Origin of the sequence: Shewanella sp. LC6 (assembly GCF_006385735.2) — a bacterium.
Taxonomy (GTDB): domain Bacteria; phylum Pseudomonadota; class Gammaproteobacteria; order Enterobacterales; family Shewanellaceae; genus Shewanella; species Shewanella xiamenensis.
Genome location: NZ_CP043902.1, coordinates 1,440,442 through 1,452,882 on the forward strand (window position 1 = coordinate 1,440,442; position 12,441 = coordinate 1,452,882).

At 44.2% G+C, this 12,441-nt stretch carries 17 protein-coding genes; 6 read left to right on the forward strand and 11 right to left on the reverse strand.

Annotated elements, in window-relative coordinates; all coding sequences use genetic code 11:
* Nucleotides 1–54: 54 nt before the first annotated feature.
* The 5 genes from FJD32_RS06435 to FJD32_RS06455 all read right to left on the reverse strand — a co-directional run bounded on the left by FJD32_RS06435 (nt 55) and on the right by FJD32_RS06455 (nt 3,231).
* Nucleotides 55–489 (reverse strand): DUF4426 domain-containing protein, encoded by a 435-nt coding sequence (locus FJD32_RS06435; RefSeq protein ID WP_037420790.1) that lies wholly within the window; start codon nt 487–489, stop codon nt 55–57.
* Between the two features lie 73 nt (nt 490–562).
* Nucleotides 563–853: a DUF167 family protein YggU gene (gene yggU, locus FJD32_RS06440; protein WP_140907511.1), complete on the reverse strand. Its 291-nt coding sequence runs from the start codon at nt 851–853 to the stop codon at nt 563–565.
* Nucleotides 853–1,401: a YggT family protein gene (locus FJD32_RS06445; protein WP_140907512.1), complete on the reverse strand. Its 549-nt coding sequence runs from the start codon at nt 1,399–1,401 to the stop codon at nt 853–855. The genes yggU and FJD32_RS06445 overlap by 1 nt, the downstream gene beginning before the upstream one ends.
* Before the next feature lie 74 nt (nt 1,402–1,475).
* Entirely contained in the window at nt 1,476–2,294 is an 819-nt protein-coding gene (proC, locus tag FJD32_RS06450) for a pyrroline-5-carboxylate reductase (protein ID WP_140907513.1), read from the reverse strand.
* A 223-nt stretch (nt 2,295–2,517) separates the two neighbouring features.
* Nucleotides 2,518–3,231 carry a YggS family pyridoxal phosphate-dependent enzyme gene (locus tag FJD32_RS06455; protein WP_140907514.1) on the reverse strand — a complete coding sequence of 238 codons (714 nt, stop codon included), beginning with the start codon at nt 3,229–3,231 and terminating at the stop codon, nt 2,518–2,520.
* 35 nt (nt 3,232–3,266) lie between these two features.
* Here FJD32_RS06455 and FJD32_RS06460 point away from each other — a divergent pair, with 35 nt between their 5' ends.
* From FJD32_RS06460 to hemH, 4 genes are all read left to right on the forward strand, one after another.
* Complete coding sequence (locus FJD32_RS06460; protein WP_037420775.1) at nt 3,267–4,304, forward strand: type IV pilus twitching motility protein PilT; 1,038 nt, start codon at nt 3,267–3,269, stop codon at nt 4,302–4,304.
* 9 nt (nt 4,305–4,313) lie between these two features.
* On the forward strand, nt 4,314–5,426 hold the full coding sequence (locus FJD32_RS06465; RefSeq protein WP_037420771.1) for a PilT/PilU family type 4a pilus ATPase: 1,113 nt from the start codon (nt 4,314–4,316) through the stop codon (nt 5,424–5,426).
* Between the two features lie 171 nt (nt 5,427–5,597).
* Nucleotides 5,598–6,131, forward strand: coding sequence for a glutathione peroxidase (locus FJD32_RS06470; protein WP_037420768.1), 534 nt, complete (start codon nt 5,598–5,600; stop codon nt 6,129–6,131).
* Nucleotides 6,132–6,169: 38 nt separating this feature from the next.
* The gene (gene hemH, locus FJD32_RS06475; protein ID WP_181159868.1) at nt 6,170–7,183 is read left to right on the forward strand and encodes a ferrochelatase; all 1,014 of its coding nucleotides are present in this window, start codon (nt 6,170–6,172) and stop codon (nt 7,181–7,183) included.
* 63 nt (nt 7,184–7,246) lie between these two features.
* Here hemH and ruvX read toward each other — a convergent pair whose 3' ends face one another.
* The 4 genes from ruvX to FJD32_RS06495 all read right to left on the reverse strand — a co-directional run bounded on the left by ruvX (nt 7,247) and on the right by FJD32_RS06495 (nt 9,140).
* The gene (ruvX, locus tag FJD32_RS06480; protein ID WP_037420762.1) at nt 7,247–7,672 is read right to left on the reverse strand and encodes a Holliday junction resolvase RuvX; all 426 of its coding nucleotides are present in this window, start codon (nt 7,670–7,672) and stop codon (nt 7,247–7,249) included.
* Nucleotides 7,673–7,701: 29 nt separating this feature from the next.
* Nucleotides 7,702–8,265, reverse strand: a complete 564-nt coding sequence (locus FJD32_RS06485) for a YqgE/AlgH family protein (RefSeq protein WP_140907515.1) — start codon at nt 8,263–8,265, stop codon at nt 7,702–7,704.
* A gap of 68 nt (nt 8,266–8,333) precedes the next feature.
* Nucleotides 8,334–8,663: a stress response translation initiation inhibitor YciH gene (gene yciH, locus FJD32_RS06490; RefSeq protein WP_037420757.1), complete on the reverse strand. Its 330-nt coding sequence runs from the start codon at nt 8,661–8,663 to the stop codon at nt 8,334–8,336.
* A 162-nt stretch (nt 8,664–8,825) separates the two neighbouring features.
* Complete coding sequence (locus FJD32_RS06495) at nt 8,826–9,140, reverse strand: hypothetical protein (protein ID WP_037420754.1); 315 nt, start codon at nt 9,138–9,140, stop codon at nt 8,826–8,828.
* A 178-nt stretch (nt 9,141–9,318) separates the two neighbouring features.
* Here FJD32_RS06495 and FJD32_RS06500 point away from each other — a divergent pair, with 178 nt between their 5' ends.
* Together FJD32_RS06500 and FJD32_RS06505 are read left to right on the forward strand one after the other, a co-directional pair.
* Nucleotides 9,319–9,879: a DUF4136 domain-containing protein gene (locus FJD32_RS06500; protein WP_037420751.1), complete on the forward strand. Its 561-nt coding sequence runs from the start codon at nt 9,319–9,321 to the stop codon at nt 9,877–9,879.
* A 353-nt stretch (nt 9,880–10,232) separates the two neighbouring features.
* Nucleotides 10,233–10,874 (forward strand): trimeric intracellular cation channel family protein, encoded by a 642-nt coding sequence (locus FJD32_RS06505; RefSeq protein WP_037420748.1) that lies wholly within the window; start codon nt 10,233–10,235, stop codon nt 10,872–10,874.
* A 38-nt stretch (nt 10,875–10,912) separates the two neighbouring features.
* On the opposite strand, the gene tpx is transcribed toward FJD32_RS06505, so the two are convergent.
* Both tpx and FJD32_RS06515 read right to left on the reverse strand, forming a co-directional pair.
* Nucleotides 10,913–11,503, reverse strand: coding sequence for a thiol peroxidase (gene tpx / locus FJD32_RS06510; RefSeq protein WP_037429419.1), 591 nt, complete (start codon nt 11,501–11,503; stop codon nt 10,913–10,915).
* A 110-nt stretch (nt 11,504–11,613) separates the two neighbouring features.
* Complete coding sequence (locus FJD32_RS06515) at nt 11,614–12,441, reverse strand: mechanosensitive ion channel domain-containing protein (protein WP_037420742.1); 828 nt, start codon at nt 12,439–12,441, stop codon at nt 11,614–11,616.

Sequence of the window (12,441 nt, forward strand, 5' to 3'; positions counted from 1 at the left end):
AGGACAGAAAAAGGCAGGACGATAATTGGTATCGTCCTGCCTGTGAGGCTGAAATTATTCGACGTAGAACTTTTGTTTAAACTGTAGGTTAGTATTCAGCTGGTTCCTATACTTGATGGCGATGTTGAAATTAATCTCTTGATCGTCGCGGTATGGGACTTCAGCAATATAGTAAATGGCCTTACCTTCACGGATTTCTCTAAATTTTAAATCGATACGCGCATCGAGTAAGTTATTGGCAACACCGGTGATTTCAACAGGCACGGCGGGTGAGCCTTCTTCACTCGTATCTAATACCGCGATGTTGATAATACCTTTGTAGCTACTACGCTCAATGCCATAGGTTTTAGCAATACTGGGGGTCAGAAAGGTACTTCCTAACGCGATATAATGAATATCAAAATTACCGACGGTTTCTTTTTGCTCGGCATTAGCGACACCACAAAGGCTAGCTGTTAATGCGAGCATGATTAGGAGGTTACGTAACATAATGTTGTACCTTAACTTAATATGAGAGATTGCTTGATTATATGTATCGGAACCTAGACTTCCAACGCTGTGTTTATTCGAGCAGTGTCGCGATTTCTGTCGGGACGTTTTTAGGAGCGCTAATCCGTACCAGTTTATGGCGCCCCAATTCGCCCTTAAGGATGTGAACATCGCTTTTAGGGACTTTAAAGGCCTTGGCTAAATACTTGCTTAAATGGGCATTGGCCTTGCCATCAATAGGCGGGGCGGTAATGGCGACTTTTAACTCATCACCATGAAGCCCAACTATCTGATCGCGACTCGCTTTAGGTTGAATATACAAATTAAGCAGCAAGTCGCCTTGCTGCATAATGACTGCGCTCATTAAATCATGGCCCAAAAAGGTACGTATTGCGCCAACAGCATGTTGATAAAGTTCATGCCGATAATCACCAACATTACCGACAGATCTAAACCACCAATTGGCGGAATGATGCGGCGCACTGGGGCCAAAATGGGCTCGGTTAATTGCCCCATAATCATCACGATCGGATTATAGCCTTGATTGAACCAGCTCAAAATCGCCCGGATGATCAACATCCAAAACAGCAAAATGCCCGTCTGTTTGATGACAGTGACAAGCGCAAATACAAAGAACAGCACAATATCAATAGCGCCACCGGCGATAAGGCTCAATAGCAAGACTTTTACGATGACAACCAATAATGCCAACACAAACGAGGCTGTATCAAATCTTCCTATTGATGGGATCACTCGGCGCATTGGGGCGATGAGTGGGTGAGTTGCTTTCACGATAAATTGACTAAAAGGGTTATAAAAATCGGCCCGTGCCAAGGGGAGCCAGAGCCGCAAAATCACTACCATCAAATACAAATCGAAGAGTGTGCTGATCAAGAAGGTTAATGCATTCATCGAGATTTCTGCCTATATGAGTCCAATTAAAAACGCCCGTTATCTTTGTTTGAGCCGTCGGGAAAGTGGTTTAATTAAAATGTTTTTGCCATTTCTTCTGCGCGATTAATGCAGTTTTCCATGGCTTTTTTTACGACGCCACGGAGATCTGCTGCTTCGAATGTGGCGATGGCTTGCGCCGTTGTCCCACCTTTAGAGGTGACATTTTCCCGTAAATTACCCAGCGTGAGCTCAGGATTTTGTTTAGCCATCATAGCAGCACCAAGGGCGGCTTGCTGCACTAAGCTTCTGGCTTTGGCTTCGTCCATGCCCATTTGTTTACCCGCATCAATCATCGATTCCATCAGCAGGAAGAAATATGCTGGTGAGCTACCAGCAAGGGCAATGACTTGATTAATTTCAGATTCTTCATTTACCCACACTATTTCACCGCCGCTGGACATCAATCGTTCAGTAATCGCTTTTTGTGCATCCGATAGGGGGTGCGGTGCGTAGAGTCCCGTCATGCCGACGCCGATTTGCATTGGGGTGTTTGGCATAGTGCGAACCAGCGTGATGGGTTGTGCTAAATACTGGCTGTAGCGTTCAGCTTTAATCCCCGCGGCAATAGTAATGATCAGCTTGTTTGACATATCAATGTTTTGCAGTGCTTGGCAGACTGGTTCCATCAACTGCGGCTTAACGGATAATACGATGACATCGGCATCTTGGGCGGCGCTGACATTATCTTGGGATACAGGCACACCAAAGTCGTGAGCGAGGGCGTCGAGTTTACCTTGGCTTGGGTTGGTCGCCTGAACCTGTGATGCTGGATAACCGCTACGAATTAAGCCGCTGATAATACTACGGGTCATATTGCCCGCGCCGATAAAGCAGATTTTTTGTTGACTCATGTGTACCCCATAATGTCTGGCCTAGGGCTGAATCCTATGGTTCAGCGATGACAAAATTAGACCGGATAAAAATTTCTATTTAATGTTTCTTTACAGTATTTGGGCTTTAGCCTGTAAAAACAAGACCAAATACCGAGTCAGTCGCTATACCTTAGTTTTCAATCTGTGATAGCGACAGTTGGCAATGACCTCTTTAATGGCAATGGGTTTGATACTTATCGACTCAATTGATCGTTTCTTTTGAGGAATAATCCCGCTCTCCAAAGATGGCGCTGCCAATTCGCACCATGGTTGAGCCGCACTCGATAGCGATGTCCAAATCATTACTCATGCCCATTGATAGTGTATCGACATCGGGATAATGCTGTTTCAGTGTTTCGAATAACTGCTTTAGCTCGGTAAGTTCCCGGGTTTGCTGGGTAATGTTATCGGTTGCAGTGGGAATAGCCATTAAGCCTCTGAGCCTTAACTGCGGCAGTTGGCTGATGATATTGGCTAGCGGTAGCATTTGCTCGGCATCGATACCAGATTTTGTGTCTTCATCACTGATGTTGATTTGAATACACACATTAAGTGGCGCAAGGTGAGCGGGGCGCTGTTCATTGAGCCGCTGGGCAATTTTTTCTCGGCTAAGGGTGTGCATCCAATCGAAGTGCTGGGCAACTAATGCGGTCTTATTGGATTGTAGAGGCCCAATAAAATGCCATTCAATATCGGGATGAGTATCTTTTAGCGCTTCAATTTTTGTCGCACCTTCTTGAACATAGTTCTCACCAAAGCAACGCTGGCCTGCATTATAGGCGGCTATAATATCTGCGATAGGTTTAGTTTTACTGACGGCAAGTAAGCGAATAGTGTGAGGTAAGCGTGCGCATTTTTGCGCCGCTTGCGCGATCCTGCTCTGGGCGTGGGCGAGTCTGTCTGCTATTGTTGTCATGATGTAATTATCTAGTTGCAAGGATATCCCAAACTATGGAAATCACTGAGTTATTAGCTTTTAGTGTAAAACACAAAGCCTCGGATCTACACCTCTCTGCAGGGATATCTCCCATGATCCGTGTCGACGGTGAAGTGAGAAAAATCAATCTGCCCGCGCTTGATCATCAGGGTGTACACAGCCTTGTTTATGACATTATGAATGATAAACAACGCAAGGACTTTGAAGAACATTTAGAAATCGACTTTTCGTTCGAAGTCCCTAATTTAGCGCGTTTCCGTGTGAACGCCTTTAACCAATCTCGCGGCGCTGCGGCGGTATTTCGTACCATTCCCAGTGATATCTTGTCACTTGAGCAGCTAGGTGCGCCTGAAATTTTTAAAAAAATTGCCAGTTTTCCCCGTGGGTTAGTGTTAGTCACTGGGCCTACAGGTTCCGGTAAGAGTACCACACTTGCGGCCATGGTCGATTACATCAATGAAAACCGCCATGATCATATCTTAACCATTGAAGACCCAATCGAATTTGTTCATCCCAACAAGCAATGTTTGATTAACCAACGGGAAGTGCATCGTCATACCCACAGCTTTAACGCGGCGCTGCGTAGCGCATTGCGTGAAGACCCTGACGTTATCCTCGTGGGTGAGATGCGTGACCTTGAAACCATTCGTCTGGCGATGACGGCGGCTGAAACGGGTCACTTAGTTTTTGGCACCTTACACACCACGTCGGCGGCTAAGACTATTGACCGTGTGGTTGACGTTTTCCCTGCCGGTGAAAAGGACATGGTGCGTACCATGTTGTCTGAATCATTACAGGCGGTTATTTCGCAAACCCTGATTAAGAAAATCGGTGGTGGTCGTGTTGCTGCCCACGAAATTATGATGGGTACGCCCGCTATCCGAAATCTTATCCGTGAAGATAAAGTGGCGCAGATGTACTCAGCCATTCAAACGGGGATGGCCCATGGCATGCAAACACTCGAACAGTGTCTGCAAAACTTAGTGAACCGTGGCCTCATCACCCGTGAGGATGCCATGGCGAAGAGCTCAAACAAACAAGCGACGTTTTAAGGATTTATGATGGATGTCCGTCCGTTTTTAAAAGTCATGGTGGAGCGTAAAGCCTCGGACTTGTTTATTACCGCAGGTTTTCCGCCTAGCGCCAAAATTGATGGCGAGTTACGCCCATTAGCCGAGAGCGCCTTTACGCCCGCGCAGTCTTTGGATTTTGTCGAGTCCGTGATGACGGAGGCGCAAAAGAAGGAATTTCACACGACTCGCGAGTGTAACTTTGCTTTTGCGGTTAAGGAGTTGGGTCGTTTTCGCGTCAGCGCATTCTGGCAGCGTGAGTCTCCGGGTTGTGTTATGCGCCGGATTGAGACCAAAATCCCTGAAGTGGATGATTTAAAACTGCCACCGATTTTAAAAGATCTGGTGATGAGTAAGCGTGGACTTATCATCATGGTGGGGGGGACAGGGACCGGTAAATCGACTTCCTTAGCTGCATTAGTCGGTTACCGCAATGCCCATGCCCGCGGGCATATCTTGACGATTGAAGACCCTGTGGAATTTGTTCACGATCATCGCAAAAGTATCATTACTCAACGTGAAGTGGGCATAGATACAGAGTCCTTTGATGCGGCGCTGAAAAGCTCGTTGCGTCAGGCGCCTGATGTGATCCTTATCGGTGAAATTCGAACCCAAGAAACCATGGAGTTTGCGCTCTCCTTTGCTGAAACGGGCCATCTGTGTATGGCGACACTGCATGCTAACAATGCTAACCAAGCATTAGACCGGATTATGCACTTAGTGCCAGAGAGTAAACATCAACAGCTATTATTCGATTTGTCACTCAACCTGCGCGGTATTGTGGCGCAGCAGCTGGTGGCTAAAGTTGATGGCACAGGGCGCCGGGCGGCGATTGAAGTCTTGATCAATACGCCACGTGTCGCGAGTTTGATTGCTAAAAACGAGCTGCATTTGCTCAAAGAAACCATGGCCAAATCGAATGAGCAAGGAATGCAGACTTTTGACCAAGCTCTGTTAAAGCTCTATGTCGATGGGGAGATCAGTTATGCCGACGCGCTTCACCATGCTGACTCACCCAACGACTTGCGGTTAATGATTAAATTGCAAAATAAAGAACCCGCCAGTTCGAGCTTTATGGAAGGCGTGACCTTGGATATGGATTAATCCTATTTTGTCGTGTGTTAAAGCAGCTCGATTGAGCTGCTTTTTTATCAGCTAAAGCAATCGATAACTCCTTGTAGCTTTTATTTTTTTATTCAATATGATCTTTACCGTAGCAAGTGACGTAATAAGAATAAGTTCGCCTATCTTGCATCATTGAATAAGAAGGACATTATGATGAAACTCCCGCTATTTATCTTGACTAGCTTGATGAGCACCAGCGCTTTGGCGGCAACATGCCCAAGCTACCTTGATGTTGAAGTGCGTAAATTGCACTCAGAACAGAGCGTTAACTTATGTGAGCTCACTCAGGGTAAGCCTGTGCTGCTGGTCAATACCGCCAGTAATTGTGGTTATACGCCGCAATTTAAAGCCTTAGAAGCACTCCATCAACAATATAAAGATAAAGGGTTAGTGGTAATTGGTTTCCCTTCGGATGATTTTTTCCAAGAGGAGAATGATGAAAAAGACACGGCTAAGGTGTGCTACATCAACTATGGTGTCACCTTCACCATGCTCGCGACGTCTCCCGTCCGAGGTAGTGATGCTAACAGTGTATTCAAATACTTAGGCGATAAAGCTGGCTCACCCAAGTGGAATTTCTACAAATACGTAGTGAGTGGTGATGGCAATACTGTGCAGCAATTTAATTCTAAGGTTAAACCCGATAGTGCCGAGCTTAAGCAGGCAATAGAATCCGTGCTTTAATGCCCAATTTATTCATTTACAAATTTTAAGAGGCTACTTTGGCTAGGTTTTCAGGATTATCAAAAGAGATTGGCCACGCAACGCGTGGCAAAGTGGGTGTGTTGTTACTTAACCTTGGCACGCCAGATGCGCCAACGGCATCGGCCGTAAGGCGTTACCTTGCAGAGTTTTTATCCGACCCTCGGGTGGTAGAAATTCCAAAACTCCTCTGGATGCTGATTTTACATGGCATAGTGCTTCGCGTTCGCCCAGCAAAGTCCGCGGCACTTTATCAAAAGGTGTGGACAGAAGCAGGGTCGCCACTGATGGATATCAGTTTGCGGCAAACGGCTAAATTGTCCGATAAATTAACCGCCGATGGTTATCCAGTGTCGGTTCACTTAGCTATGCGCTATGGTAACCCTTCAGTGGCAAACACGTTACAGGATATGCATAAGCAAGGGATTGATAAGATAGTTGTTTTACCCTTATATCCCCAATATGCTGCGCCGACAACGGGTTCGGCTTTTGATGCTATTGCCAAGGAACTTTGTCAATGGCGCTATTTGCCCTCGCTGCATTTTATTAATACTTATCACGATAACCCTGGGTTTATTGCTGCATTAGTCAATTCGATTCGTGCCGATTTTGACAAACATGGCAAGCCACAAAAGTTAGTGCTGTCTTACCATGGTATGCCTGAGCGTAATCTTCATCTGGGTGACCCCTATTATTGTTTTTGCATGAAGACCACTCGTCTTGTGGCTGAGCAATTGGGTTTGGCTAAAGATGAATTTGCGATTACATTCCAGTCACGTTTTGGTAAAGCTAAATGGTTACAACCTTACACGGATGCGACGATGGCGGCTCTGCCGAGTCAAGGTGTGCGTGATGTTGCGATTGTATGTCCAGCATTTAGTGCCGATTGTTTAGAGACGTTAGAAGAGATCGTGGGCGAAAATGGACATATCTTTACTCATGCAGGGGGGGAGAAGTTCCGTTATATTCCAGCGCTAAATGATAATGATGACCATATCAGCATGATGGCGAGCTTGGTTAAACCCTATCTGTAGACACTAATATCGTAGAAATAAAAAAGGATAGCTCAGGCTATCCTTTTGTTTTGATATCGCTCATTAGTCGCCGAAATGATTTTCAAAATAGCTTTCGACAATCAATACGGCTGACACAGCATCAACTTGACCTTTGGTGAGGGCTTTGAAGCCACCGAGTTCAAATAGCCTAGCTTTTGCATCTGTGGTGGTGAGTCTTTCATCCTGAGTGACAATTTTGACCCCAAACTTAGCGTTTAGTCGATTGGCAAATTTTCTTGCTCTGTGGGTCATTTCTTGTTCTGTACCATCCATGTTGAGCGGTAAACCCACGACGACTAAATCGGGTTGCCACTCTTGGATGAGTTTGGCTATTTCATCCCAATTTGGAATGCCATCAACGGCCTTAAGAGATAAAAGTGGTGTTGCGCTGGAGGTAATTTGTTGCCCTACGGCAACGCCGATGCTTTTTGTACCAAAATCAAAACCTAACACGGTTTTAGTATTCATCTGATATTAACTCGTTAAATAAAGTGAGATTAAGCGTGGCCTGCCTGTGTTGAAAGTTGCCAAGCCTCAAATCCCAGTGAACGGCTAGCTTGTTGCCATCTATCTTCGTGGTTTACTTCAAAGAGTAAGGTGTGATCAGCGGGGATCGTAAGCCAAGAGTTATCGGCAAGTTCTTGCTCTAACTGATTTTTACTCCAGCCAGCATAACCTAATGTCACGAGAAACTTATCTGGCGAGCGCTTACTGCCTATAGCGGTTAATACGTCTCGAGATGTGGTAAGCATCAGTCCCGAGCCTAATTCCGTACTATTGGCCCAATAGGGTTGGGAAGTATGTAGTACAAAACCTCTATCTTGGGAGACTGGCCCGCCCATTAAGACTTGCGCTCCCATTGCAAAATCGGCAGACACTTGCTCTGTTGGGAGATCCATCTGCTCGAGCAAGGAGTTAACTTCAATGCCCAGCGGTTTATTTATCACTAGTCCCATGGCGCCTTTTTCATCGTGCTCACATAAATAGATGACGGTGCGCTCAAAAAAAGTGTCATCGAGTGATGGCATGGCGATTAAAAAATGGTTCTGCAAACTCTCCATTAAATGCTCCGTTCAGCCCACATGCATTGATCGATAGATAAAATCCAGCTACTTAGGATCGTGGCGTATCAACCGCCGGCTAATTTGACTTTATAGTTTTGTTTTTCAAGCAACTGTTTGAGTAGTTCACGGTTATCGGTTTGCACTTCGATCGTGAAATCTTTAACCGTCCCACCACAACCACATTGTTTTTTAAGTGTTTGTGCTAGTGCTTTTAGGCCAGTATCGTCAAGCCCTAGGCCTGAAATGACCGAGACACCTTTACCTTTACGGCCTTTGCTGTCTCTGTGGATACGCACAATGCCATCGGATGCGGGGAGTGCTTTTGCTTCTGGTTCGGCAGTAATGCGACCTTTATCAGTGCTGTATACTAAGGAAACGTTGGGATCTACTCTCATAAGTCATCTTTTATCTGAATGTAAACTGCTTAAGTCTATCAAATTCATAATGCTTCGTGGAGGTAAAAAGTAGAGGTAAAAAAAGGCCACAGACAGAGACTGAAAGTGGCCGAAGGTAAATGCTAGCTCTTTGCAGGGAAGTAGCATGTTTTCAAACGGAATTTATAGATGCTGCAAAACCATAGCGATTAATGCCAATGCGGTGAGTAGGGCGCAGGGCATAATAAAACGATGTAATTTGGGAAGTGCAATTAAACAGGCTGTGGCAACAAAACCAAATGCGGCAATAGTGGTGTAGTCTGCACCATTTGATACAGCTTCGAATATCAGCCAACTCATTACAATCAAAGGCAAAAACAATAACATCATCGGGAGATGAGGCGTGAGTTTATTGTTATTGGTGTCGATTGAGGCTTTTTGTGGCGCTAGCCAGAAAATTGCTGATGCAACAATCAATGCGCTAATGAACCAGTACATGTTATTTATCCCTTAATCGCTTTAAGTGATAATCATTATCATTTAAAGCGATTGCTGAAGTCAAGCTGAATAACGCTCTGCTTTTCATTATATTGAGTTGTAGAATCGGCCATTGCTCTGTAAGCTAAATTTATTTATCGGCTCATTTGTGTTCTTTACGAAATCCAAGGAAATCACCATGAAAAATTTTATCGTAGGGTTAGCAGTGCTGGCCTTGAGTGCTTGTAGTTCTCTTAAGTCTGGTTGGGACTACGATCCCAGTGCCAATTTCTCTCAATACAAAACCTATGCTTGGGTAGCACAAAAGACCGATGCTTCAGGTTATCATCTCGATGGTCTGATGGATCAGCGAGTGCGTGATGCAGTTAATGCTCAGCTTTCTGCTAAGGGCATGACGTTAGTCGATGCAAAAGACGCTGATGTCCTAGTTAACTATCTGACTAAAATCGACAAAAAGATTAATGTAGATACTTTCAATACCAACTTTGGCTATAACCCTTACTATGGTCCTGGTTGGGGATGGGGTGGCAACATGCAAACTCAAACCACGGTGAGAGAATACGAAGTTGGTACGTTGATCATTGATTTAGTTGATAATAAAACAGCTAAGTTAATATGGCGTGGTTCGGTGGCTGACACCATTCGTGATAAAAATACTCCTTCTGAAAGAGTCCAGCTCATCAATGATGCCGTTGGAAGTGTCATGGCGAATTATCCTCCGAAACCTGAAAACAAATAATTTACTTTTAGTCTAAAAAAGCGGCTATTAGGCCGCTTTTTTGTGGCCAAAAATTAGGCTTGAATGACGTGATGTTGAGTTTTCTACAAAATTTCAAAGTTTAATTGATTATGCTTTATTAAAACTTATCAAAAAATAAGCTTAATTGAATGTGGTGGACTGCTATCTATTAGTTAATTTATTGTTATTTAAGGATTGTGGCGTAGCGTGATATTGAAGGTTAGAAATGACTAATGCATAAATGGTATCAATAGATTAAATATTCTAATGACAAAATTTAAATAATCTCATTATCCAGCCCGTGGATTATCAGGCAAAATCCGTTTTTTATGCATGGGTAATAAGTAGTTTAAATGCAAGAAGCGCAATTTATCGGATTATTATGGCTGATTGGGATTTTGGCTGAGGCCATGACTGGGGCATTAGCAGCTGGCCGTAAGCAGATGGATTTATTCGGCGTAGTCATTATCGGTTGTGCTACCGCTATCGGTGGCGGCACCTTACGAGATATGTTACTTGGAAATTACCCTTTGATTTGGGTCGAGAATGTCCACTATCTAATTGCGATTGCATTTGCATCTTTGTTAACCGTCGCGATTGCGCCAGTTATGCGTTATTTGTCTAAGCTGTTTTTGGCAATCGATGCCTTAGGCTTAGCGGTATTCTCAATTGTTGGCGCGCAAAAGACCCTGATGCTTGGTTTTAGTCCAACTATTGCGGTCGTTATGGGATTGGTTACCGGTGTTTTTGGTGGTGTTATTCGCGATATTCTTTGTAATCAAGTGCCTTTGATTTTTAAGAAAGAGCTCTATGCGGTAATCTCACTCTTTACGGCGGGGTTATATATCACGCTAAACGCCTATCAATTGGCTGAATGGATTAATCTATTAATTTGCTTAAGTTTTGGATTTAGCTGGCGGATGTTAGCATTACGCTATCATTGGTCTATGCCTACCTTCGACTATCAAGCCAACGGCGACCAACATACGCACTAGTAAAAAATAGGGCATTAAATGCCCTATTTTTATGCTTATTACTGTGCTTGAATGGTTTTTAGCGCCTCTAGCGCGGCATCATAGTTTGGATGCTGGGCAATGTTGGGTACTAATTCTTGGTACTTGAGTTTACCTTCGGCATCGACGATGAAAATCGCCCGTGCAAGTAAGCCATAATCTTCAATTAACAGACCATACTTCTCGCCAAAATCACGCCAAACAGAATCTGATAACACTTTAATATTTTCGACATTCTCAACTTTACAAAAACGTTTTTGCGCGAAAGGTAAATCCGTGCTGATGGTTAGCATGACGACATCATCAGAAAAGTGGCTGACCTCACTATTAAAGCGTTTAGTTTGTAACGCACAAACACCCGTATCCAAGCTAGGCACTGCACTAATCAGGATGGTTTTTCCCTTAAAGTCGGTTAAGTTGATTGGATTGAATTTATCATCAACGACTTTAAATCTTGGGGCCATTTGCTCAAGTTGAGGTAATTTTCCTTCTAGGGTGACAGTCTTTTCACCCATCATTACTTGGGTTTTATTGCTGGCAATCGCCATTGGGCTGAGCAGCATTAAACTAAAAACACAGCCAGCGGCCAGAAATGAAACATACTTTGGCATATTCTCTCTCTTACTCAGATATGTGTGCATATTCGGTTAAGGTACGCCAAAATCCGACTTATCACCATAAAAAAGGCCGGTTTTCACCGGCCTTCTAATATCACTGCTGATTATTTGCTCTCGGGCAGTTGTTTTACATGAATATCCATTTGTGGAAATGGAATTTCAATATTGGCTGCATCAAGCGCATTTTTGATTTGTTCTAAAATCTCGAAACGAGCTGTCCAGTAATCCGCCGTTTTTACCCAAGGACGAACTACAAAGTTAATTGAAGAATTTGCTAGTTCAGACAGACCCACGGTGTAACCCGGTTCTTTCAGCACATATTGGTTGTTATCTAAAATCTCGGTTAAAACTTTTTTAGTCTGGGCAATATCCGCAGAATAAGACACGCCAATGACTAAATCGATACGACGATTTTCTAAGGCTGAGTAGTTGGTGATCGTGCCATTCATGATTGAAGAGTTGGGCGCAACGATAACCTTATTATCTGGCGTGCGTAATTTAGTTGAGAAAATGGTGATTTCATCAACAGTGCCAGCAATACCAGCAGCTTCAATATAGTCACCCACGCGACATGGGCGGAATAACACCATTAACACGCCTGAAGCAAAGTTAGATAATGATCCTTGCAGCGCTAAACCTATCGCTAAACCGGCGGCACCGATAACCGCGACTAAAGATGCGGTTTGCACACCAATTTGGCCTAAGGTGGCGATAATGGTGAAGACAAACACAACAGCCCACGATAAGTTGGCTACAAAAGAGACCACCGTTGGATCAACTTTGCGGCTGTTGAGTAGCTTTCGCACTACCTTTTGCGCAACGCCGGAAAAATATTTACCGACAAAAAAGATAACAAGGGCAAATAAGATCTTCACTCCATAGGTCATGATCAGATCTGGAGCCTGCTTTAATAAGCCTTCAAGGTTTTCCAT